The organism is Rhizobium sp. SG741 (assembly GCF_012275435.1).
GTDB classification, from domain to species: Bacteria; Pseudomonadota; Alphaproteobacteria; order Rhizobiales; family Rhizobiaceae; genus Rhizobium; species Rhizobium lusitanum.
Genome location: NZ_JAAZQP010000002.1, coordinates 338,455 through 361,511 on the forward strand (window position 1 = coordinate 338,455; position 23,057 = coordinate 361,511).

22 protein-coding genes are annotated in these 23,057 nt (G+C 60.6%); 15 read left to right on the forward strand and 7 right to left on the reverse strand.

Annotated elements, in window-relative coordinates:
* Window positions 1-254: 254 nt before the first annotated feature.
* Window positions 255-2,057 carry a diguanylate cyclase gene (locus FHT29_RS06955; RefSeq protein ID WP_168599436.1) on the forward strand — a complete coding sequence of 601 codons (1,803 nt, stop codon included), beginning with the start codon at window positions 255-257 and terminating at the stop codon, window positions 2,055-2,057.
* Window positions 2,058-2,151: 94 nt separating this feature from the next.
* Here FHT29_RS06955 and FHT29_RS06960 read toward each other — a convergent pair whose 3' ends face one another.
* The gene (locus FHT29_RS06960) at window positions 2,152-2,571 is read right to left on the reverse strand and encodes a thiol-disulfide oxidoreductase DCC family protein (protein WP_168599437.1); all 420 of its coding nucleotides are present in this window, start codon (window positions 2,569-2,571) and stop codon (window positions 2,152-2,154) included.
* Window positions 2,572-2,807: 236 nt separating this feature from the next.
* Here FHT29_RS06960 and FHT29_RS06965 point away from each other — a divergent pair, with 236 nt between their 5' ends.
* Together FHT29_RS06965 and FHT29_RS06970 are read left to right on the forward strand one after the other, a co-directional pair.
* Window positions 2,808-3,374: a TetR/AcrR family transcriptional regulator gene (locus FHT29_RS06965; RefSeq protein WP_168599438.1), complete on the forward strand. Its 567-nt coding sequence runs from the start codon at window positions 2,808-2,810 to the stop codon at window positions 3,372-3,374.
* Window positions 3,375-3,424: 50 nt separating this feature from the next.
* Window positions 3,425-4,393 carry a quinone oxidoreductase gene (locus tag FHT29_RS06970; RefSeq protein WP_168599439.1) on the forward strand — a complete coding sequence of 323 codons (969 nt, stop codon included), beginning with the start codon at window positions 3,425-3,427 and terminating at the stop codon, window positions 4,391-4,393.
* A 94-nt stretch (window positions 4,394-4,487) separates the two neighbouring features.
* Here the strand turns inward: FHT29_RS06970 and FHT29_RS06975 are convergent, their stop codons facing one another.
* Together FHT29_RS06975 and FHT29_RS06980 are read right to left on the reverse strand one after the other, a co-directional pair.
* Window positions 4,488-4,742, reverse strand: a complete 255-nt coding sequence (locus tag FHT29_RS06975) for a hypothetical protein (protein ID WP_047554547.1) — start codon at window positions 4,740-4,742, stop codon at window positions 4,488-4,490.
* 139 nt (window positions 4,743-4,881) lie between these two features.
* Window positions 4,882-5,799 (reverse strand): phosphatase PAP2 family protein, encoded by a 918-nt coding sequence (locus FHT29_RS06980; RefSeq protein WP_168599440.1) that lies wholly within the window; start codon window positions 5,797-5,799, stop codon window positions 4,882-4,884.
* A 440-nt stretch (window positions 5,800-6,239) separates the two neighbouring features.
* Here FHT29_RS06980 and FHT29_RS06985 point away from each other — a divergent pair, with 440 nt between their 5' ends.
* The 5 genes from FHT29_RS06985 to FHT29_RS07005 all read left to right on the forward strand — a co-directional run bounded on the left by FHT29_RS06985 (window position 6,240) and on the right by FHT29_RS07005 (window position 10,393).
* Complete coding sequence (locus FHT29_RS06985; RefSeq protein WP_037192607.1) at window positions 6,240-7,193, forward strand: GAF domain-containing protein; 954 nt, start codon at window positions 6,240-6,242, stop codon at window positions 7,191-7,193.
* 156 nt (window positions 7,194-7,349) lie between these two features.
* Window positions 7,350-8,858 (forward strand): aldehyde dehydrogenase, encoded by a 1,509-nt coding sequence (gene adh / locus FHT29_RS06990; protein WP_168599441.1) that lies wholly within the window; start codon window positions 7,350-7,352, stop codon window positions 8,856-8,858.
* 81 nt (window positions 8,859-8,939) lie between these two features.
* Window positions 8,940-9,332 carry a DUF779 domain-containing protein gene (locus FHT29_RS06995; protein ID WP_168599442.1) on the forward strand — a complete coding sequence of 131 codons (393 nt, stop codon included), beginning with the start codon at window positions 8,940-8,942 and terminating at the stop codon, window positions 9,330-9,332.
* A 93-nt stretch (window positions 9,333-9,425) separates the two neighbouring features.
* Window positions 9,426-10,022 carry a DJ-1/PfpI family protein gene (locus FHT29_RS07000; RefSeq protein ID WP_047554554.1) on the forward strand — a complete coding sequence of 199 codons (597 nt, stop codon included), beginning with the start codon at window positions 9,426-9,428 and terminating at the stop codon, window positions 10,020-10,022.
* Window positions 10,023-10,042: 20 nt separating this feature from the next.
* Window positions 10,043-10,393 (forward strand): ribbon-helix-helix domain-containing protein, encoded by a 351-nt coding sequence (locus tag FHT29_RS07005; RefSeq protein WP_037192598.1) that lies wholly within the window; start codon window positions 10,043-10,045, stop codon window positions 10,391-10,393.
* Here FHT29_RS07005 and FHT29_RS07010 read toward each other — a convergent pair.
* The 3 genes from FHT29_RS07010 to FHT29_RS07020 form a co-directional block, all read right to left on the reverse strand.
* Window positions 10,387-13,026 (reverse strand): bifunctional diguanylate cyclase/phosphodiesterase, encoded by a 2,640-nt coding sequence (locus FHT29_RS07010; RefSeq protein ID WP_168599443.1) that lies wholly within the window; start codon window positions 13,024-13,026, stop codon window positions 10,387-10,389. The genes FHT29_RS07005 and FHT29_RS07010 overlap by 7 nt on opposite strands.
* Before the next feature lie 409 nt (window positions 13,027-13,435).
* Window positions 13,436-13,948 (reverse strand): hypothetical protein, encoded by a 513-nt coding sequence (locus FHT29_RS07015; protein ID WP_047638405.1) that lies wholly within the window; start codon window positions 13,946-13,948, stop codon window positions 13,436-13,438.
* 106 nt (window positions 13,949-14,054) lie between these two features.
* Window positions 14,055-14,648, reverse strand: coding sequence for a TetR/AcrR family transcriptional regulator (locus tag FHT29_RS07020; RefSeq protein ID WP_168599444.1), 594 nt, complete (start codon window positions 14,646-14,648; stop codon window positions 14,055-14,057).
* A 61-nt stretch (window positions 14,649-14,709) separates the two neighbouring features.
* Here FHT29_RS07020 and FHT29_RS07025 point away from each other — a divergent pair, with 61 nt between their 5' ends.
* On the forward strand, window positions 14,710-15,639 hold the full coding sequence (locus FHT29_RS07025) for an alpha/beta fold hydrolase (protein ID WP_168599445.1): 930 nt from the start codon (window positions 14,710-14,712) through the stop codon (window positions 15,637-15,639).
* A 47-nt stretch (window positions 15,640-15,686) separates the two neighbouring features.
* Here the strand turns inward: FHT29_RS07025 and FHT29_RS07030 are convergent, their stop codons facing one another.
* On the reverse strand, window positions 15,687-16,697 hold the full coding sequence (locus FHT29_RS07030; RefSeq protein ID WP_047554560.1) for a GntR family transcriptional regulator: 1,011 nt from the start codon (window positions 16,695-16,697) through the stop codon (window positions 15,687-15,689).
* A 553-nt stretch (window positions 16,698-17,250) separates the two neighbouring features.
* Here FHT29_RS07030 and FHT29_RS07035 point away from each other — a divergent pair.
* From FHT29_RS07035 to FHT29_RS07060, 6 genes are all read left to right on the forward strand, one after another.
* Window positions 17,251-18,324 carry an ABC transporter ATP-binding protein gene (locus FHT29_RS07035; protein WP_168599446.1) on the forward strand — a complete coding sequence of 358 codons (1,074 nt, stop codon included), beginning with the start codon at window positions 17,251-17,253 and terminating at the stop codon, window positions 18,322-18,324.
* Between the two features lie 48 nt (window positions 18,325-18,372).
* Complete coding sequence (locus FHT29_RS07040) at window positions 18,373-19,272, forward strand: ABC transporter permease (RefSeq protein WP_047554562.1); 900 nt, start codon at window positions 18,373-18,375, stop codon at window positions 19,270-19,272.
* 2 nt (window positions 19,273-19,274) lie between these two features.
* A complete protein-coding gene (locus FHT29_RS07045) occupies window positions 19,275-20,120 on the forward strand; it encodes an ABC transporter permease (RefSeq protein WP_168599447.1) in 846 nt (281 codons plus the stop codon).
* Window positions 20,120-20,860 (forward strand): glucose 1-dehydrogenase, encoded by a 741-nt coding sequence (locus FHT29_RS07050; protein ID WP_168599565.1) that lies wholly within the window; start codon window positions 20,120-20,122, stop codon window positions 20,858-20,860. Before FHT29_RS07045 ends, FHT29_RS07050 begins: the two co-directional genes overlap by 1 nt.
* A gap of 13 nt (window positions 20,861-20,873) precedes the next feature.
* Window positions 20,874-21,641 (forward strand): SDR family NAD(P)-dependent oxidoreductase, encoded by a 768-nt coding sequence (locus FHT29_RS07055; RefSeq protein WP_168599448.1) that lies wholly within the window; start codon window positions 20,874-20,876, stop codon window positions 21,639-21,641.
* A 99-nt stretch (window positions 21,642-21,740) separates the two neighbouring features.
* Entirely contained in the window at window positions 21,741-22,973 is a 1,233-nt protein-coding gene (locus tag FHT29_RS07060; protein ID WP_047554568.1) for an extracellular solute-binding protein, read from the forward strand.
* Window positions 22,974-23,057 lie beyond the last annotated feature (84 nt).

The window sequence follows — 23,057 nt, forward strand, 5'->3', positions numbered from 1 at the left end:
GGGAGTCTTGGAACCGACTAATAGCCGGAGCCAGGATTCCCGTCAGCCCTACGCAATCACCTATGTACGCTGTTTTTCATGATGGTGGTTGAACGCTTGGGGACTGGCGACCGCATCGCTCCCTGATCAATGCGCTCCAGCGGGCTCTTTCAGCAGTTCATTCAAGCTTTATCTTAATAAGCAAATGCCATAGCTAAAGCTCCGAAAAAGAATAGTTTAAGGCCGCGAGAGCTAACTGCAAAGGAAGCCGGCATATGAGAATCACGACAATTACGAATTGGGCCTACGGCATTACCGTGGTCCTGACCGTGCTGTCCGCCGCGGCTTTCATTCTGTCGGCTCGAAGCGCCACCCAGGAAAGGCAAGCCATCGAGCAGCATCTGCTGCTGAACAGCCTCGGAGAAGAACTTGCCTTGGGCGCGGAGGAGACGACGGACGAGGCGCGTCTCTATGTCATGCGCGGCGAGGCCAGGCATCTTGATGCCTTCACTGTCGACGAGGGCGAGGAGCGCCGTCGCGATGCCACCGTCGGCACATTGCGTGGGCTCGGTATTCCCGATCGTGAGCTTCAGGTCGTGGAGCAGGTTGCGGCCAACGCTGAAGCACTTGATAAGATAGAGGAAGCTGCGGTGGCCTTCTACCGTGGGGGCAACCAGACCGGCGCACGCGACACTCTGTTCGGACCGGAACACGAGCGTGTGCAGACGGCGCTCCTCGACGCTGTCACGCAGTTCCGCGCGCTGGCAACCGCCCGCACCGAAGCGGCGATGCGCAATGCTCAAGCACGCAGTGACCTCTGGGCCGATATCGCCAAGGTGATTCTGGCGTTGACCGCCGCGGTGTTCCTCGCCGTGCTCTATTTCGTGCTGCGGCGCCGCGTCGCCATTCCGCTGATGAGGATGACGGGAATCGTCAACCGGCTTGCCAAGCAGGATTTTACCTTCGAAGTGCCGCCCGATCGCCGGCGCGACGAGATCGGGGAGATGAACGACGCCATCCAGATCTTCCGCGAGAACGGCCTGGAGCGCAATCGGCTCGATGACGAGCGCAAGCAGGACCAGCGGACCAAGGATCTCATCCTGCAGATGATGCACCGTCTTCAGGCCTGCTACGCCCAGAACGAACTGGCGGAAGTCGTCGCCCTTTTCGTACCGCAAATCTTTCCGGGGATCGCCGGATGCCTCTACACGATGAACGAAAGCCGGACCGCGCTCGCCGAGGTCAGCCGATGGCTGGATCCCGCCCATACCCAACCCTCCTTCCCGGCGGCTGCTTGCTGGGGGCTGCGCCGCGGACGGCCGCATGTGAGCCATGTCGCGGACAACGATATTCCCTGTCAGCATCTGGATGATTCCGGTGTGCCGGGGCTCTGCGTTCCCTTGACGGCGCTCGGCGAGGCGATCGGGCTCCTCTATTTCGAAGACCGCTCGAAGGATGCAACCGCCGCCGACGCGCCGCGGCTCTATCTTGAACTGATCGCCGAGAATATCGGCCTCGCCATCGCCAACCTGCGGCTGCGCGACAAGCTGATGAGCCTTGCCGTGCGCGACGCCCTGACCGGCCTGTTCAATCGGCGGTCTCTCGACGAGGCGCTGAACAATCTTCACAGGGATAAGTCCGCCCGCACGGTCGTCTGCATCATGATCGACATCGATCACTTCAAGCGCTTCAACGACGAATTCGGTCATGATGCCGGGGATGAGGTATTGCGCCATGTCGCGCAGATCGTCTCCGATACGGTCGGCGCCGCCGGCACGGCTTACCGGTTCGGCGGGGAGGAACTGACGGTGATCGCCACCGATATTGCGGACGAGGAAGGCTTCGGGCTCGCCGAGAAACTGCGCACCAGTGTGTTCACCACACCCTTCTCCTATCGCGGACGCATCGTCGGGCCTCTTTCCATCTCGGTCGGCATAGCCTCGTCTCCTGTTTCAGGGCCGACGACGACGTTGATCAATCGTGCTGATGGTGCCTTGCTCCAGGCAAAGCTGAGCGGGCGCAACAGAACGGTGGCGGCGTTTGCGATGGGGGCGGAAGAGGAATTGAAGAGAGGATAGGATAGGATAGGGCGCTCCTCGAAACCGTCACCGGCCAGCTGTCGCGACAGGCGCGAGCCGAACCCGCCATACCGACCAAAAACGAGAACCTTGTTTAAAGGATACGGTCTGCTTGCTCCGGCGTCGGCAGCCAGCAGGTCTCCCGCTTGCCGAAAAAGCGGTAGCGATTGCGGGCGAGCCAGCGATAGGCTGGATCGCGCAGCATCCGGGGCACGACGCTCAGCAGGGCGAGCGCTTTCCAGGGCCAGCCGAGGCCCGCATAGATGGAAAGCACCGCGTCGCTGTCCCGCAACACCTTCTCGGCGTCCACGATGATCAAACTATCCGGATTGGCGGGATCGATGCCGCACAGCCGATAGAGCCGGGCTCCCGTCTCGTTCTGCATGGAGGCGAGGCGAAAGCGGCCGATGCGGTCGTGGCGCAGCACGAACTGGGCGTTGGCCGAGCAAAGGACACACATGGCATCGAAGACGATGATGGGGCCTTGATGTTCGATGGTATTGCTCTCGCTCATGCGTGCATCGGTGTCTTCCAAAGCCTGCTTTAGCGGCAGCTTTGTCCTTTCGTCGACGATACGTCAATTGCAAGTCTTCCACGCTCGCCGCCAGAGCCTACAAAAGGTTGTGATGTCGCTTGCAACGGTCGGGTGTTTCCAAACGCGAGAGGCGTATCGTCATGCGTTCAGAAGACAGGCTTTACGGAAACGATATTATTCTTGACTGATCATTCAATAATTACTATGTACCGCTCATGGCAAGACCAAAGGAATTCGATGAACTGGCGGCTCTGGATGCGGCGATTTCGGTCTTCCGCGACAAAGGCTATGCAGCGACCTCAGCCACCATGCTTGTGGAAGCCCTTCATATCGGGCGGCAAAGCCTCTACGACACTTTCGGCGACAAGTGGCGCCTCTATCTCGAAGCGGTGCGCCGCTATGCGGCACAGGAGACTGAGGCGCACCTTACTGCGCTTAAAACGGGACCACAGTCTATGGACGGCATCGATGCCCTGCTGGCGCGTGTCGTGGCGACGGCCTCAGAGGCCTGTCTCGGTGTCGGTTCGATCTGCGAATTTGGGACAAGCCAGCCTGAGTTGACGACGATTCACGAAGCCGCCGGCCGCAGGTTGCATGCAGCGGTCATCGAGCGTGTACGTGAGGCGCAGAGCGAAGGCAGCATTGCCGGGGACATCGACCCCGAGCAGGCCGCGCAGTTCTTGACGTCCAACATCGCCGCGATCCGTCTGGCTGCCCGAGCTGGGGTCGGAGGCGATAATTTGCTCGCCCTTGCCCGCCTTGCGCTTCGGAGCCTGCGATAAGGAATTTTTTTGCACAGTTTTGGAATGATTGTTCAAATAAGGAGATGAAGATGAAATCGATCGTCATGACCGCAGTTGGCGGCTCGAACGTCCTGCAACATGTGGACGGACCGGATCCCGTTCCCGGCGAGGGAGAAGTCTTGGTGCAGGTGCATGTGGCCGGCGTAAATTTCATGGATATTGGCGTGCGACAGGGCATGGCCTGGACCGATATGCCCAATCCCAAGCCGCTTGGCGTCGAGGGGGCAGGTCATGTTTTGGCCATTGGCGCGGGTGTCAAAAGCTTTCAGGTCGGCGATCGCGTTGCCTGGGTCTATGCGCCGGGAAGCTATGCCGAACGCATCGCCATTCCTGAGCGCGCGCTGGTACCGATACCGGCGGCCATCGACGACCGGACGGCGGCGGCCGTCATGATGCAGGGGCTGACCGCCAGCCATTTCGCGACCGACTTCTATCCCGTGCAACAAGGCGATATCGCGCTCGTTCACGCCGCTGCCGGCGGCGTCGGTTTGCTGCTGACGCAGATCATCAAGCTGCGCGGGGGGCAGGTGATCGGCCGCGTCTCCAGTGAAGACAAGAGCAGTATCGCAAAATCCGTGGGTGCCGACCATGTGATCGTAGATACGGAAGGCAAATTCGCCGATACGGCGATGCGCATCACCGGAGGGGAGGGAGTCCATGTCGTCTATGACGGCTCCGGCCCGAAGACATTTCAAGGATCGCTCGATTCCCTGATGCGGGCGGGGACATTCTGCTGGTTCGGGCCAGTTCTTGGCGGCCCAGGCCCCTTGGATATCATGAGCTTGCCGCGCAGCATCAAGATCGGCTACGCCACCTTCTTCGATCACATTCATACGCCAGAGCTTCTTATTGCCCGCTCTTCCCGCCTCTTCGAATGGATCGAGCACGGCAAGCTGCGGGTCAACATAGGCGGCGTCTATTCATTGGCGGATGCGCGCCGTGCGCATGAGGACATGGAAAGCCGCAAAACGACAGGAAAACTACTGCTCGTGCCATAAGACCAGGGGTGGCTTGGACGCCCCCATGCCTTGTCATTTAAGGCCGCGTGGCCCTACTTTCCGGGTTGGGCCACGCTAATCTTGCAGGATCTATTTAGCGGTAGCGCCATCCGCCATGCCACCGCTCGCGGTGCATCCAGTAGCGGCGCCCATCCCAATAGCCGCGTCCCGGATAGAAGGCGCCATAGCGTGGGCCGGCGGGCACGACGACAACCGGCCCGCGATTGGGGCGACATGCGCCGTAAGGGCCGCGATGGAAGCCGATACCGCATCCGTCACGGGCTTCGGCCGGTGCAACGGCGGCAAAGCAAGCTGCGGCCGCCAGGGCCAATAAAGTAATCTTTCTCATGATGTAGCCTCTATTCCCAAAGAACTTAGTTGTTGTCCCTTCAGCGCTTAAACGGCGGAGATCGGTAAATCCGTCGCTGCCCATGCCCGATATTTGCATTTCTCCGTAGGGGGCCGATGTGTCGGCGCTCACCGCCGGCTCAGGATCGGATTTCCAAGGTGTGGGAGGCGAGGTTTGACTGTGATGGGCATGCCGTCGCCGGTGCGGAGGTTGCTTCTTCTTTCGCGGTTACCGGCCTGCGCCGCAGGAGCGCGCGCAGGGTCATGAGGACTGTTTTATACCGCTCTCCCGGGCACAGGCGGCCATCGGAGCCATAGGTGAAGAGCAGCCGGCGGCGGGCAAAAGCGTGGGCCAGCCACAAGGCGAAGGCTATTCCGACGCCCCAGCCCATCAAGGTGTCGCTCGCCCAATGGGCGCCGACCCATTGACGCGACAGGCAGATCAGTACGCCGGCCGGCATGAATATGGGACGTAGGCGCGGAAAGACGAGTGCCAACGACATCGCCATGGCGCCCGCTGTCGCGGAGTGTCCGGACGGAAAGGACGCGAAGTCCGCGTGGAAGGCGACGGGTCGAAAATAAAATGCGCCGTTCGTCTGCAGCAGCTCCGGCCGAGCCCGGCCGATGATGTTCTTGGCAAGCGAGTCGACAAGGCCGCCGCCTGCTACCGATAAGAAGACGAATGCCGCGGCGGTGGCAACAAGATCGGCGCCTGTTCGTGCCGATTTCCTCAATTTGTGGGCGGGCGCGAGGATAGCGAATATCAGCAGAGCACCGCTGAACGAAAGAACCAGGAGGCCGGTGCCGAAGCTGCTGATCCATTTCGCCGTTCCACGAAGCTGCTCCGGAAATGATTTCATCCAGACGCCCAAGGGGTAGTCGGCGGTGATCATGACCAGCAAAGACAGGGCAAGGAAGATGGAGATGATCACGATCGGACGTTCGAGAAACGCTCGATTTGCAGGGGGGGTGAGCGTCGGTGCTGCGAAGAATCGTCGAAGGCCATTGATGCAGCGTGCGCGACAGGTGTCGGTAGCCGTTGCGAGGGTTTTCTTCATGGGGTCAGAACCCTGCAGGCCCGCGCGCGGAAGTCCAGCTTGCCATCACAGGCAACACGCTTACTGATGAAACTGGCACTCATGAAGTTGCGCCTCAAACTCCGCTTTCTCACTTCGTCATCGCTACAACAGCACGCTGACAACCGCCTGAAAGGGGCGGCTATAGTGCATGACTGATGTTAGGGGCCTCGAGATTGCCTGCGCATGACACGGTGGATCGGAGCACCCGAAATCCGACGCTCGAGGGGGATTATCGGGCAATGGCGCTCAGTATCCGGGTGATCCTGCATGAAAGGTCGGCCACCGCGAGGCCGAAAGGGGCTTCGTCGTCAAGAGGATGGCAGAGCGCACAGCTGGCGGACGGTAAAAGAACCAGTGGAGGATTGCGTTACCTTGTTTTTTTAGCGACAATCGATGTTGCGTTCGGTGGGAGGAGCCAGATGCACGAATATTCCGCGCATGCGGACCAGGTATACGCGTCAGCGCAGTCGGCTGCGGCCAGTTCTTCGGTCGTTGCTTCCTGGCGCCGATGCATGATGATGCACCGTCTCGCGCCGGAAGAGAAACGTTTGCCGGTAAGTCTGACGGGGCAGGAATTCGCGACTGCCGTGGAGCGCTCGGAGCGACTGATCGCGGAAGCTTCCAATGAACTGGATCGCCTCTTTCTGGCTGTCGGCAAAGCTGGATGCTGCCTGCTGTTGACCGACCGGGACGGTATAGCGCTGGATCGCCGCGGCGCAGCCGGCGACGACAAGGAGTTTCGCGATCTTGGTCTCTGGACCGGCTCGGTCTGGACGGAAGCAAGTATCGGCACGAACGGCATCGGCACTGCGCTTGCCGACGAGCGGGCCGTGGCGATTTTCCGCGATCAGCACTTCTTTTGCTCCAACATCGACTTGAGTTGCACGACCGCGCCGATCCGGGATCATCGCGGTCAGTTGGCTGGCGCGCTCGACATTTCCACCCGCCGCGACGACGTCAACGATGCGACATTGGCAATCCTGTCGCAAACTGTTCGCGACGCGGCGCTGCGTATCGAACTCAACCTGTTCAGGAGCGCCTTTGCCGGCGCCCGCTTCGTCATGGTTCCGACGGATACGGCTTCCACCTCGGCGCTTCTGGCGGTCGACCGCAATGATCTCGTGCTCGGCGCGACGAAAGCCGCCCGCCTCGCATTGAAGCTGGACGATCGTCGTATCGCCGCCGGAATTCCCGCCTGCGATGTATTGAGCGAGCAGCAAGGGGAAGCGGGCGAAGACCTGCTGGAAGCCGAGCGCGCCGCCCTGCTGCGAGCCCTTTTCCGCGCCAACGGCAATGTGTCGCAGGCTGCTTTGGCGCTTGGCATGAGCCGCTCGACCCTGCATCGAAAGATGAACCGGCTCAATCTGCACTGATGCGCCCGCGATGCGCATTTGCGCGCTGCAGATGTCGCAGAGTTGCGACACTGTGCGCTGCGGCATCGCTGGGCGGTGGTTTCGCCTTGGCGCATATGGGCGCAGGTTCCTCCCATCGGGTCCATCTACCGGACCTGCCGACCAAGGGAGGATGGCATGCTACATCAGAAGATCGTCGAATCTCCGTTCAAACTGAAATATGGCAACTATATCGGCGGCGCCTGGCGCGAGCCGATCGGTGGCAGATACTTCGATAACCTCACGCCGATCACCGGCGGCAAGATCTGCGAAATTCCGCGCTCCGACGAAAAGGACATCAATGCCGCGCTCGATGCCGCCCATGCGGCAAAGGACAAATGGGGCAGGACTTCCGCCACTGAGCGCTCCAACATCCTGATGAAGATCGCCCAGCGCATGGAAGATAAGCTGGAGGTGCTGGCGCAGGCCGAAAGCTGGGATAACGGCAAGCCGATCCGGGAAACCATGGCCGCCGACATTCCGCTTGCCATCGATCACTTCCGCTATTTCGCCTCCTGCATCCGTGCGCAGGAAGGTTCGATCGGCGAGATCGACCACGACACGGTCGCCTATCACTTCCATGAGCCTCTTGGCGTCGTCGGGCAGATCATTCCGTGGAACTTCCCGATCCTGATGGCCGCCTGGAAGCTTGCGCCGGCGCTTGCCGCGGGCAATTGCGTCGTCATCAAGCCCGCCGAACAGACGCCGGCCTCGCTGCTGGTCTGGGCCGAGGTGGTGGGCGATCTCCTGCCGCCCGGCGTTCTCAATATCGTCAACGGTTTCGGTCTGGAGGCCGGCAAGCCGCTTGCCACCAGCCCGCGCGTCGCCAAGATTGCATTCACCGGCGAGACCACGACCGGCCGGCTGATCATGCAATATGCCAGCCAGAACCTCATCCCCGTCACGCTCGAGCTGGGTGGCAAGTCGCCGAACATCTTCTTCGCCGACGTTGCGGCGGAGGACGATGATTTCTTCGACAAGGCGCTCGAAGGCTTCGCCATGTTTGCCCTCAACCAGGGCGAGGTCTGCACATGCCCGAGCCGCGCGCTCATCCAGGAATCGGTCTATGACCGCTTCATGGAGAAGGCCATCAAGCGCGTCGAAGCGATCAAGCAGGGCAATCCGCTCGATTCCTCAACGATGATTGGTGCCCAGGCCTCCAGTGAGCAGATGGAGAAGATTCTCTCCTATCTCGACATCGGCAGGCAGGAGGGTGCTGAAGTCCTGACGGGTGGGGCGCGTGCCGATCTCGGCGGGGAATTGTCGAGCGGCTACTATATCAAGCCGACCATCTTCAAGGGCCACAACAAGATGCGTGTGTTCCAGGAGGAGATCTTCGGCCCGGTCGTGTCGGTGACGACCTTCAAGGACGAGAAGGAAGCGCTCGAAATCGCCAATGATACGCTTTACGGCCTTGGCGCTGGCGTGTGGACCCGCGACGGCAACCGCGCCTATCGCTTCGGCCGCGAGATCCAGGCGGGTCGCGTCTGGACCAATTGCTACCATGCCTATCCGGCGCATGCGGCCTTCGGCGGCTACAAGCAGTCCGGTATCGGGCGCGAGACGCACAAGATGATGCTCGATCACTACCAGCAGACCAAGAATATGCTGGTGAGCTACAGCCCCAAGGCGCTCGGTTTCTTCTGAGACCTCCCAACGAAGCCAACGAGGCTCCCAGCGGAAGCTGGGGGCTTTCGTGCATTTCAATCACCACGATGGGAGATCAACATGGATGACATAGGTACAGAGCCGAGGGTTCTGGCGACGGACAAGGCGCTCGACCTCATCCGGGAAATCCAGAAGGATCATCCCAATATCCTTTTCCATCAGTCCGGAGGCTGTTGCGATGGCTCCTCGCCCATGTGCTATCCGACGGATGACTTCATGATCGGCGACAACGACGTCAAGCTCGGCGAGATCGGCGGCGTGCCTGTCTATATCAGCGGCAGCCAGTTCGAGGCCTGGAAGCACACACAGCTCATCATCGATGTCGTGCCCGGCCGCGGCGGCATGTTTTCCCTCGACAATGGACGGGAGAAACGGTTTCTCACCCGCTCCCGCCTCTTCGGCGGCGACGAGGCCTGCGCGCTTCCGGATATTGGTCGCCCGCCCGCGCGATAAAAATGCATGGGTGCCGTTTGTAGTATTTGCCTAATACCCGCGACGCGCATTCCTTTGCTAAGCTGTGACGATTGGTTTCGAGGGAGGAAAACGATGCCAGCAGCGAAAATCCTGATGATAACAGGTGATTTCACCGAGGACTACGAGACCATGGTGCCGTTCCAGACGCTGCTTGCCTGCGGCTATACGGTGCACGCGGTCTGCCCGGGCAAGAATGCCGGTGAGACGGTGGCAACCGCGATCCATGATTTCGAAGGTGATCAGACCTACTCCGAAAAGCGCGGCCATAATTTCGCGCTGAACGCCACCTTCGCCAGCATCCGCGCCGAAGATTACGACGCGCTGGTCATCCCCGGCGGCCGCGCACCGGAATATCTGCGCCTGAACCCAGAAGTCATCAAGGCCGTTCAGCACTTCTTCGAGGCGGGCAAGCCCGTTGCAGCCATTTGCCACGGTGCGCAATTGCTGGCGGCGGCCGGCGTTCTCAAAGGGCGCACATGCTCGGCCTATCCCGCTTGCCGTCCCGAAGTCGAGCTTGCCGGCGGCATCTATGCCGATATCGCCATCAATGATGCCGTTGCCGATGGCAATCTCGTCACCGCGCCGGCCTGGCCGGCGCATCCGTCGTGGCTGCGCCAGTTCATGGCTGTCCTCGATGCCGGCGCCCTGTCGAAAGCCAACGCAGCCTGAGGCTGAGCCGGGAGGCATCCATGTGCGAATTGTTCATCAAGGCCGACGCCAAACTCTGGGAAAGTACGACGCGTTCTCTGCGCATAGACGGCATGGTAACCAGCGTGCGGTTGGAAAATTTCTTCTGGTCGAAACTGGAAGAAATCGCCCGGCGTGACGGCATGAATGTCGTGCAGCTGATTACCAGGCTGCATCACGAATCGATCGATGCCGGTCACGATCTCGGCAATTTCACGTCGTTCCTGCGCGTCTGCTGCGCACGCTATCTCGACTTGCAGCTCGCCGGAGACATTTCGGGCGATCTCTCCCAGCCCATTGCGGGGGTCGACGCTTCCGCTATCCTCGGCCGGGAACGCTTGAAATATCACTGATCGCGCTTGCCTCCGCCGCGCCCCATGCGGTGGAGGCCGGTCCTTTTTGCCGGTCTGGCTTCCGGGGAGTTAGCGTGATCATGCCGTACGTCCGATCTGCTGGCGACGAAGCGGCTGACGAATTCGATCAGGTCCGAACACGACATGGGTATCGCCAATCCGAAGCCTTGCAGCGTATCACAGCCAAGGTCGCGTAGGGCCTCGGCGTGCCGTTCGGTCTCCACGCCCTCGGCAATGGACTTGACGCCGAGCGAATGCCCCATGCTGATGATCGAGCCGACCAGTTCGCGCTGTTCTGCTGACGTGTCCAGGGTCTTGGTCAATTGACGGTCGATCTTCAATGCGCTCGGGCGCAGGCGAAGCAGGCCCATGATCGAGGCGTGGCCGGTGCCGAAGTCGTCGATCTCAATGCTGATGCCGAGCTGGCGGAGATGGGCCAGATTTTCAGCAATTTGTTCGTCCAGATCGTCGAGAAAAATCGACTCCAGCAGTTCGAACGAGAACCATCGTGCCTTCTCCGGCTGGATATCCAATAGTTGCTTGAGGTTAGGGTCGCGCAACCGCCGGGAGGAGACATTTACCGAGCATTTGGGGATGTTCAGCCCTTCCGCCTTCCAGATATCGAGATCCGAGATCGCCTTTCGATAGATGAGATGATCGATCTCGCTGACGATATTCAGGTCTTCGGCGATCGGCAGAAATTTGTCCGGTGTCAGCAGCCCGCGCGAAGGGTGCTGCCAGCGGGCCAGCGCCTCGACGCCGGCGATCGCGAGCGTCTTTGCGTCGAATTGCAGTTGGTAGAAGGGTACGAACTCGCCCCGCTCCAGGGCGATGAGAATGTCTTCCGTCGTCTGTTGTGCGTTCGCAAAGCGGCTGCGCGAATTGGCGGAATAGAACTCGTAGCGGCTGCGCCCCTGCGCCTTGGCCTGATAGAGCGCGATATCGGCGTCGAGAAGCATTTGGCCGACATCGACATTCTTCCCTCTTTCATGGGCGATGCCGATGCTTGCGCTTGACCGGCATTCGATGCCGTTGACGACAACAGGCTGACGCATATTCTGTATCATGCGCTCGGCGGTCACCCGCAGTTCTTCGGTCGATCCGTCGTAGCCGACGATCGCCAGAAACTCGTCACCGCCGATGCGGGCGACGAAATCGCCTTCGAGAACGCTTTCCTTTAGAAGCTTGGCGACATGCTGCAGCAACGCATCGCCGGCGTGGTGTCCATATATGTCGTTGATCTGCTTGAAGCGATCGAGATCGATATGGAGAAGTGCAAGGCCGGAGCCGCTCGACTTGCACTCAGCCTCGATTTCCAGGATCATCCGATCCATGAAGCGACGGTTCGGAAGCCCTGTCAACGCGTCATGGAGAGCCACATATTCGATTTGCTTCCTGGCGTCCTCGAGCTCCTGATTGCGTGCTTCAGCGAGGGTCTTAGCCTGCGCCAAATCGCGCTGAAGGGCGAGGTCCGCGGTCACATCCCAGTTGGCGCCGATCATCTTGCGATGGCCATCGCTGTCGATGAAGGGCAATGTTCTGGTTCGGATGAAATGCTCCTTGCCGTCGCTTAAAATCACCCGGTATTCGTCCGAAAACGGAATGAGGTTGGCGACATGATGATCGACATTCCTGAAGACACGCTCCATGTCATCGGGATGAAGCATCGATTCCCACAGTCCGCCGATTTTCACGGTCTCCTGCGATTCGAGGTGATAGAGGCGGAACATGCCGTCGTCCCACTCCGCCGTTCCCCGATCAAAGTCCGCCTCGAAGACGCCGATCTTCGAGGCCTCCAGCGCCAGCTTCAGACGCCGCGACATGCGATCCAGTGATTCCTCCCAGGCTTTCCTGGCCGTGATATCGTTGTCGGTGCCCAGAACCCTCAGCGGACGATTGTGCCGATCCCACTTGATGCAACTGCCGCGACATTCGATCCAGATCCAGTGCCCGAGCCGATGCCGGTAGCGATACTGGAAGATTGTGGGGTTCAGGTTCGGCTGTCGTTGCTGGTGAATGCGATCGAGCACGGTTTGCCTGTCGTCCGGATGAACGAATTCCAATAGTTCGTCCATGGTTCGAGGAACTGGGTCGTCGATGGCGAGCCCTCTGATCTGCCGCCACATGTCCGAATAGAATGTCTCTTGGCTTTCGAGATCATGATCCCAAATAGCGGTCTCGGCAGCCACCAGGGCGAGGCTGGCGCGATTGTCCGTGCGCGGCTGTTCGCCGTCTCGGTCGTTCGCAACGCCGGCTTCCATGAACGCAGCGGAGATGATCGCCGAGGCCGGCGTGCCATCGTGTTCAGCCATCAAAGCGACCGCGACAGGCTTGGACATGCCGCCGTCGGCGCGCAAGCGGAGCTGGACCCTTTGGCTCCGGTCTGGAGCTGCGATCGCTGCCAGGAACTGTGTTTCGAAGGCGCCGGTATCCTGTACCTCCAGGAAATCGCGGATATTGCGTCCCGCAAGCGATGATGAGGGAAGTCCTAGCAGATCGCTCAGGCCGTCACTGGCAGCCAGGATCTCGCCGTCCATGGCGAGGATAGTTGCCGAGGATCGGGCATCCGCCGACAGTTGCGAGGATACGGCACTATCCTGATCGGGTAGCCACGGTTCCCTGGAGCGAGTCAAACTCGAAGTTCCCTTTTTATAAGGCCCTTACGGCATCGCGCCGCGGAAATGAAACTATTCTAAATGCCCAGCGGCGGGCCGGCGTGGGCGACCGGGGTTTTCCATCCGTTTGCGGCCACGCAGCTCATCTACGCGGATATGAGCGCCATTTCGACGACGTTGTCGATGCGAATGGGTCGATGTCCAAGAGCAGAATGCGCCGCATAAGTCAGCAGTTTGAGCGCGACAGCTTAATAAACCCCTGCTTTCGCGTAGGGGACGCAATCGGGGGTGGATGGCGATCACGGTGCAACACGAATGTACTGATCCCATCGGCTGAACGGCTTTCGGTGGACGCAGACCCTCGATCGCAATCGCCAGAAGGCTTGCAGGGCGAACCGATGCATCAAGGCTAGACGGAGCCTCGTTCCTAAAGTTTGGCGAAGGCCACACTTCGCCAGATCCAGCCGGCGTCCAATGCGGCCTTCCGCAGCGGTTTCTTGATCACTGATGTGTCGAATGCATAGTCATAGATCGCGCCGAAGGAGCCGTCCTCCCGGAAGCCATAGGACTTCCCGAAGCTCTTCTCCGCGGTTTGACCACGAAAGGCGGATGCCGCCAGCGCAATTGTCGGGATGCCTGCGCGCCACTCGACGGACCATTCCTGGTCCACGGAGCGGACTTCTCCCTTGGCCTCGTCAAAGCGCATCAGCACTTTGAAGACCCGTTCGAGGCCGGCCTTGGCAAAGAATTCGTACCATTGCGCATCGACGATTTTCCACTCCGCAACCAGGTCCACGCCCTCTGCCGCACCATCGCGAACGAGGAAGGGTGCGGAGTCATGATTGACCGAGAGCAAGGCGTCGCGAAGCGCGTCGACCGATCGGCGCGGCACACCCTTCGCCGGATACGTCTTTCCGGTAAACAACTCCCAGAACCCCATTTTCCCGTCTCTGTCTATTTGAGAAAAACCTGCACCTACTGATACATGCCATGCCCGCAGCAACAATGGCCATTCTTGGGGACATTTTCGGCCCGGGACCGCCGCGCTAAGGCATTCTTGCGTTTGTTAAACGCTCATCGATAAGCCGCGCCGCAGCGTCTGCCGCGGTCTCCATATAGCTTGGATCGCGATGAAGCAGGACGATCGTAAACGAGCCATCAAGAAGCAGCATGATTTGTCGAGCAAGCGGCAAGGCATCAGTTCCGGCTCCGGCGTCCAGAAAAATTGATGAGAGCCAGTCTTCGACATGCTTCTTGTGGGTGCGCGCCGCAACCAAGGCCGGATGGCCGGGAAGGTTGACCAGCTCGACCGACGTGCGCAGAAAGCCGCAGCCTTTCCATTTTCCATTGCGTGCAGAGCGGGCAAGCTGGCGAAAGAGGCCGGCGACTTTCGTGGCCACGTTGCCTTCCGTTTCCTCGAACCAGCGTTTGAACAGAGCAAGATTCGGCTGATCACGCGCTTCCAGATGTGCCGCGATGAGATCGTCCTTGCTTCTAAAGTGATAGTAAAGGGTGCGCTTGGTCACGCCTGCTTTCTCGGCGATCGCATCGACGCTGACGGCCCGGATGCCGTCATGATGAAACAGCTTCGCAGCGGCCTGAAGAATACGATCACGTGTCGGCAGGGGCTGGGCTTTCATCGTCAAAAGTATACCGAGTAGTGAATATACATAATGCGGCGATCATCCCATGCTGTCGGGCATGAGTGAAGAGGCAATCCATCCATCGACCATCAGCGGTCGACCAATTTCCATCTCCTGTCGGGACGGTATCGTCCTTGGCGGCCATCTTTGGCGCGCGGAGACGAATACCCCCGCAGGCAGCGTGATCATCAATCCGGCAACGGGCGTTCTTGCACGCTACTATCATCGCTATGCGCAGTTTCTGGCGAGACATGGCTTCGATGTGCTGACCTTCGACTACCGCGGCATCGGCCAATCGCGTCCGCAAAGCCTCAAGGGCGTCGGCTATCGCTGGCGGGAGTGGGGCGAGCAGGATTTTGACGCTGCGCTGCAGCTGATGGTCGGCTATCGGCGCGGCGGCCCGCTCATGGTGGTCGGCCATAGTATCGGCGGCTTTCTGCCGGGGCTGGCCGAAAGTGCCGCGATGATCGAGAGAATGCTGACCGTGGGCGCCCAATATGCCTGGTGGGGTGATTACGCGCCGCGCCGGCGGCTGGGTCTGCTCGTCAAATGGCATGTCGCCATGCCTGCGATTACGGCCTTCTGCGGCTATTTTCCCGGTCGCCGGCTTGGTTGGCTGGAGGACCTGCCCCGCAATGTGGCGAACGAGTGGAGTTTTCGCCGGCGCCGGTTCGAATTGAACCATCCGCGAAACGAGCGGAAAGATGCGCTTTGCCGGATGGCGGCCGTCAAGGCTCCGATCCTGGCGATCGCGGTTTCGGATGACGAGCTTGGCACCGTGCCGGCGGTGCGCCGCGCGCTGACCTATTATACCGGCGCGCAACACGGGGTCGTGCTGCTGAAACCTGCCGATTTTGGCCGCGAAGCAATCGGCCATTTCGCCCTGTTTCACGATAGCCACGCGAGCGGCTTCTGGGCCGATACGCTGACGTGGCTTCGGGAAGGCCGTAATCCCTGGCCGGCATCTGTGGTGAAGCCTTCCCAGTGATAGGCGTCTTGGATGCGTAGGTAGCACGCAGCCGGCTCCGCCGGTTCCTATTCGAGAACGCGCGTCAGATAGGCGGCCGTTACGCTTGGGCCGGGAATGATTGCGACGATCTTCATCTGCGCGATCGTTCGGTTGACGGCGGCCTCCAGATGATTCTCCATCATTGCGGCTGCCGCCTTCACGGCACCCCGCAGCAAGAGCTCCGCCACCAGGCGCAGTTCGGTGATGATGGCCGGGTCGCCGGGCAGGCCGAGCCGCCGCAGCAACCGTTCGGTCGCCGTCACCGGCAGCAGATTGTTGCGGATCGATTCCTTCAGCCGCTCATTCGGCGTTGCAAGAATGCAGACGTCGATGAAATCGGCGTAGATCGCTTCCAGAGCCGCGAGATGATCGGCGGGCTCGTGCTGCTCCAGATCCGAAAGCCGCAGGAACAGGTCGTTCAATCGCCCACGATCGACGTGGTCGGCGCCTGCAATCAGTGCCTGGGGCTCGAGCATGCCGCGCAAGACGAAGTGATCCTTGATCATCTGCGCCGTCAGCGGCCCGGCGATCCAATGGGAGGACTGGTTCTTGCGCACGAGGCCACGTTCGCGCAGCCGGGTCAGCACATCCCGCACCACGGTGCGGCTGACATTGAAATGATCGGCCAGTTCGATCTCGATGATGCGATATTGGCCGAAGACGACGCAGCCGGCCACATCCGCTTCGACCGTGTTGTAGATCCGCTCCCAGGAGGCACGACTTTGCAGCGCCTCGTCGGCATGGCGCGGAATCGTAAGCCCGAGCGTCTTGATATCAATGCGGTTAGGTTCGATGCCCTGGCCGGCGGGGCCGACGAGATAGCCGCGCCCGTTGAAGCGATGGACCAGCCCCTCGCTTTCCAGCGTCTGGAGTGCCCTTTGCACGGGCGCGCGCGAAATCTGCAGGATGTCCGCGATCGGGCCCTCGAGCAGCACGACGCCGGGCGGCAGCGTGCTGTCCTCGATATTGCCGCGCAGTACATCCTCCGCGATCTCGTAGCGCTTCTGCGCGCTGGGCCGCGCACCGTTTTCGGTCATCTGATGCAATGGACTCATGTCGTTCCGATGCCTCACTCTTACGCTTTTTGTAGCGTCAATATAGCGCAAAAATAAATGACTATTGAATACGAAATTCAACTAATACCATTCCGTAAGCCGGCGCCGATGCGCGGCGAGGGTAGGTGTGCGAGATGCAATACGCATTTTTGTGAGTTATTTCCGTAGGAAGCACTGACCTGGCTGCCTTTGCTTCGATCATATGGTGACGACACTTTGGGGCCTTTCGACGGGAGTTTCTCGCGTCTAATGCTCTGGATGTCGGTTGAGGTTTTGATATTTGTTGCCGGGCAATCAGACTTTTGAAAAAAAGCCTATTGAATACAAAAATCATTTATGCGATGCTTTCATCATCAAGGCGCTCATCAGAAGCGCCGCAGGTGGAACTCGTTGAAACGCCAAGGAACATCTCTTTGACGCGCATGTGATCATGCGCGAAAGCAGACGGACGTCTGGTGTCCGGATCAATGCTGATCCGGCGATGGCGGCTCTTTGCCTAAAGGATGGTCCTTGCCTTGAAACTGGCAGGAAATCGGTGTCGACCGTTCTTCAGATCAAGCAAGTCACCAAGTCCTATGGCGCGGCGCCCGCGCTGGATGCGGTGGATTTTTCTCTGCCCGACGATGCCTATATTTCGCTGCTCGGACCGAGCGGGTCGGGCAAGACGACATTGCTGCGTGTCATCGCCGGTTTCGAGGGGCCGGATTCCGGCTCGATCCTCTTTCATGGCAAGCGCCTTGATGGTGTTCAGCCACATGATCGCGGCATCGGTTTCGTTTTCCAGAACTTTGCGCTGTTTCCGCATCTGTCCGTTGCCGAAAACGTCGCTTTCGGCCTGCGCAATCGCAAGGTCGATCCGGTCACCGATCCGCGCGCCTTGGCCTCGAGGGTTCAGGACATGTTGGCGCTGGTCGGTCTCAAGGGCTTTGATGATCGCGCCGTCACGCAGATTTCCGGCGGCCAGCGCCAGCGCGTCGCCTTGGCGCGCACACTGGTGACGGAGCCGAAGATGGTGCTGCTCGACGAGCCGCTCGGCGCGCTCGATGCCAACTTGCGCGGCCGCATGCGAAGTGAGCTCAAGATTATCAGGGAGCGCTGCGGCGTGACTTTCCTGCATGTGACGGGCAGCGAATCCGAGGCCCTGGCGATGGGGGATCTCGTGCTTGTTCTCGATCGTGGTCGCATCGCGCAGGCCGCTGCCTCCGATGTCGTCTACAACAGCCCGGCCTCGGCAGCCGTCGCCCGCTATCTCAATTGCTACAATCTGTTTGCCGGTGCTGTCGTCGAGGATGCCTTCGTCGGTCCCGCCGGCCGCTTTCCGCTGAACGCGTCGCGTAGGAAGGCGCCGCAGCCGGCCTATGCCATCCGCTATGATCGCGTTTCGATCCGTTCTCGCGATGCCCGGCTGTCGGACGATGAGGTCCGTATCGAGGGCGATTTCATCGCCAGCGAATATTCGGGCGCGGCGGTCAATTCCTTCTTCTCGCTCGATGGCGGGCACGTCTTCGAGGTCGAGTCCCATCTCAGCCACGCCCGGCCACCGGCCTTCGTCGAAAAGGATCGCTATGCGCTCGTCTGGAAGAAGGAGGATGCCCTTGTCTTCGGTTGATCTGAGCATCCCGAAACCTTCCCCCGGACCTGCCAAGGAGAGCGAGAGATGACCATGGTTGCGACAAGCGAGGAAGCCGCAGAGGAAAGCGCAACTGTGCGCAGGGCGTCGAACAAGACATTCTGGCTGCTGGCGCCGGGCATGATCTGGATGCTCGCCTTTCTGGTCCTGCCGATACTGATGATGGTCTATGTTTCCTTCTGGACGCAGACGACCTTCAAGATCGAGCCGACGCTGACCTTGCAGAGCTGGGTCACGTTCCTGACCAGCCCCACATATCTCGGGGCTCTCTGGACGACGATCCGCATCTGGCTGCTCGTGCTGATATCGACCCTCGTCGTCGGCTATCCGGCGGCGCTCTTCGTCGGCCTGCTCGTCAAGAACAAGACGCTGCAGACCGTGCTTCTCGTCCTCTGCGTCATTCCGTTCTGGACATCGTTCCTGATCCGCGTTCTCGCCTGGCGGCCGATGCTCGGTACCGAGGGGGCGATCAACATGATCCTGATGAAGCTCGGCATCGTGCAGCAGCCCATTGAAGTGCTCTTGTTTTCGGAGCTATCCGTGATCATCGGTATGACGCAAATCTATTGCGTCTTCATGGTCGGGCCGATCGCGTTCATGATGGGCCGCATCGACGCCTCGGTCATCGAGGCTGCACAGGATCTGGGTGCCGGCTTCTGGCGCATCTTCCGCACGATCATTCTGCCGCTGTCCATGCCGGGCGTAGTGGTCGGCTCGATCTTCGTCTCCGTGATGGTTCTCGGCGAATTCGCGACGGCCGCCGCGCTGTCCGGCCGAAAGGTCAATCTGCTCGGCAATATCATCGTCACCCAGGTCGGCTCGCTGAAATGGGCTTTTGCGGCGGTCGCGGGCGTCATCCTGACCATCGTCATGGGCGCGGTCATTGCCGCATTGCTCAGGGTCGTCGACCTCAGAAAGGAGCTTTGATCATGAACGCTGGCGGCATCAAACTCGGCCTGGGTGTTTATACGGCGCTCTTTCTAATCTTCCTTTATGGGCCGCTCGCGGTCCTGGCGATCCTGTCGTTCCAGACCGGCCCGGAGGGCGGCCCGCAATTCCCGATCATCGAATGGTCAACCTATTGGTATCGTCATCTCTTCGGGTTGACGCCGCCCTCGCGCATCGCGCCCCTGCCGATCGATCAGGCGCTGATCCGTTCGCTATCCCTCGCGCTGATGACCATGATCGTCTCCACGGTGCTCGGCGTCATGTCCGCCCAGGCCTTCCGCCGCAAGTTCCGCGGCTCGGGCGTCGTCTTCTATCTGATCGTTCTCGGCATGATGGTGCCGGGCGTGCTGGTCGGTCTCGGCATGGCGCTCGTCGCCAATGCTTTCGGCGTCGACCGGCATTGGTGGAGCACGGCCTTCGTCCTGCATGTCGTCTATACTTTCCCCTTCGCTTTCCTGGTCATGCTGGCCATCTTCAACAGGTTCGATCCCAGCATGGAGGAGGCGTCCTGGTCGCTCGGCGTCACCCCCGCGCGCACCTTCCGCAAGGTGACCTTCCCGCTGATCTTCCCCGGCGTGCTTTCGGCCATGCTCTTTGCCTTCACGCTGTCCTATGACGAGTTCTCGCGGACCCTGTTTGCCTCCGGCCGGGAATTGACGCTGCCGCTCGCCATCTACGGCACCTTCTCCGTCGAGGTTCATCCGAACGTTTTTGCCTTCGGTGTGCTGACGACGCTGTTTTCCTTCGCGCTTCTCGGCACCTACGCGATCCTGATGGGGCTGTCGGTTCGCCGCGCCAAGCGCATCCGCATCCAGGAGGACGCATGATGACGCATAGGGCTTCTGCAATCGTCACCGGCGCCGGCTCGGGTATTGGTCGGGCTATCGCGCTCCGGCTTGCGGCTGACGGCTATGCGGTTTTGGTCAACGATCTCTCCGGCGACCGGGCTCAGGTCGTCGCTTCGGAAATCATATCGGCAGACGGTATGGCGACCGCGATCGCCGGCGACGTCGCCCGGCCCGAGGATGTGGCGGCGATCCATGCTGCCGCCAAGGCCTCGCACGGCGACGTCGACCTTCTCGTCAACAATGCAGGCATCGCGCATCAGGCCGCTTTCGAGGATCTCGCGCTTGAGGATTTCGACCGGATGTTTGCCGTGCATGTTCGCGGCACCTTCCTGATGACCAAGGCGGTCATGCCGGCAATGCTTCGACGCGGCGAGGGGGTGATCGTCAACGTCGCCTCGCAGCTCGGGCAGATCGGCGGCATCGAGCTCGTCCATTACTCCGGCGCCAAGGCGGCAATCATCGGCATGACAAAGGCGCTTGCCCGCGAGGTTTCCAGCTGCGGCGTGCGGGTCAATGCCGTGGCGCCGGGGCCGATCAACACGCCGCTGGTACTGGGGCTTTCCGAGGAATGGCGCGAGCGCAAGAAACGCGAGCTGCCGCTCGGCCGCTTCGGCGAGCCTGAAGAGGTGGCCGCGACCGTGGCGTTCCTGGCGTCGCCGGCCGCAAGCCTCTTCGTCGGTCAGACGCTAGGGCCTAATTCCGGCGACGTGATGCTCTGAAGGAGAGAAGCAGATGGACAGTTTACAAAAGCGGGTTGTCATTATCACCGGCGCAGGCATCGGCATCGGCCAGGCGACAGCCAAGGCTTTTGCCGCGCTCGGCGATCATGTCGTCGTCACCGATATCCTCGAAAACGAGGGCGAGGCGACCGTTCGCGGCATTCTCAGCGCCGGCGGTTCGGCTGAATTCCACCTCTACGATGTCCGCTCGACCGACGCTACCAACCAGCTTGTCGCCGATGTCGAAGCGCGTTTCGGCAAGATCGATGTCATCGTCGCCAATGCCGGCATCGCCCATCGCACCCCGCTCGCCAAGCTCAGCGACGACAAGTGGGACCTGACGATGGATGTCGACCTGAAGGGCATCTTCAAGCTGGTGCGTGCTGCGGCGCCCGGCATGCGCACCCGTAAATCTGGAAGCATCATCGCACTCTCCTCCATCATGGGCGTCGCCTACGGATGGGACGAGCATGTCCATTATTCCGCCGCCAAGTCCGGCGTTGTTGGGCTGGTGCGAGGGCTTGCCGTCGAGCTGGCGAAAGACGGCGTCAGGGTCAACGGCATTGCCCCCGGCTATATCCGCACCGCGCAACTGCTCTCGGAAGAGAATTCGCTCGGCCCTGCAGGTGCCGAGAAGGCAGCCGAATTCATCCCCATGGGCCGGCTCGGCGAGCCGGAAGATATCGCCGATGTGATCGCATTCCTCGCGTCGAAGGGCGCGAGATACATGACCGGCCAGGTTCTGGTCGTGGATGGTGGCCTCCTGGTGGGGCGGTACTGATCGCCGGCGCTCCGGCAGCGGCCGGGCGCCACGCGATACGGCAATAAAGCAGGCCCGCCAAGGGCTCAGGGAACAGCAATCAGCACAGGAGAACATGAGATGTCCAAAATGGAAATGAACAGGCGCTCTCTGTTGAAACAATCGGCCGGCATGATGGCGCTGGCGATCGGGGGCGGCACGCCATTCCTATCGTCGCGGATGGCTTACGCACAGGCAAGCGGTCTTGCCAAGGAGCAGCTGCGCACCATCGGTCTTTCCGTCACCGTTCAGGAACGAATCCTCGCCGATTTCCGCAAGGAAAGCGGCGTCGGTCAGACCTCCGGCACGGCAGCGACCTTCCCAGACGCGCAGACGAAGATCCTCTCTGGCTCCAAGGACTACGATTGCTGGGAGATTATCGGCGAACGCCTGCCGTCGATCGTGATGACCAACAATGTCGAAGCGATCCCGGCCGCCTCGCTGAAGAATTGGGCCAATATTCGTGACACCTTCACGACGCCATCCGACAAGTGGGGGCCGAAACAGCAGATCGTCGGCCAGATCTGGGCTGACGATGCCAAGACCACGCTGAACATGGTGCCGGCCGTCTATAACTACGATTCCATCGGCTACAATCCCGACGTGTTGTCGGCCGAAGAGGCCAATAGCTGGTCGGCGATCTTCGATCCGAAGTGGAAAGGCAAGTCGGGCCTCAATACCGATCCGCTGATCGCCTTCGGCCAGGCCATCATGGCCATGAACACGCTCGGGCTTTCGAGCGTCAAGAACCCGGGCAACCCGACCGCCGCCGAAATCGACGAAGCGGCGAAATTCCTCGTCTCCAAGAAGAAGGACGGGCAGTTCCGGGCGCTTTGGGGTGATTTCGGCGAGCTGGTGAACCTTATGGCATCGGGCGAGATGGTTGTCTGCGATGCCTGGCAGCCGGCGGTCATGGCCGTCAAGGCCCAGGGCAAGGCGTGCAAATATGCGGTGCCGAAGGAAGGCTATCGCGGCTGGGCGATCGGCCCTTCGATGATATCGGGCACGCCCAACAAGGAAGCCGTGATCGCCTATGCCGACTACTGGCTGTCGGGCGAGCCGGGCATCACCGTATCGGAGCAGGGCTACTACTCGCCCTCGACCAATATCCAGAAGGTCATGGCGCCGGAAAAATATGCCTTCTGGTACGAGGGCAAGCCATGGGTGGGCGCTGCCGAGCGCGGCATCAAGGAAGGCGACCTGCGCGACGGCGGCTCGCTCTCGGAGCGCGCAAAGAACGTGGCCTATTGGCACCAGTGGCCGGATGAATACGACCATCTCGTCCAGAAATGGGATGAATTCCTCAATGCCTGATCTGGGCCTGGCACAGGCTTCGGCCATCTGCCTCTTGCCCCGCGGGGAGGCCAATCCGGCCTCTCTGCCCACGCTCGGAGATCT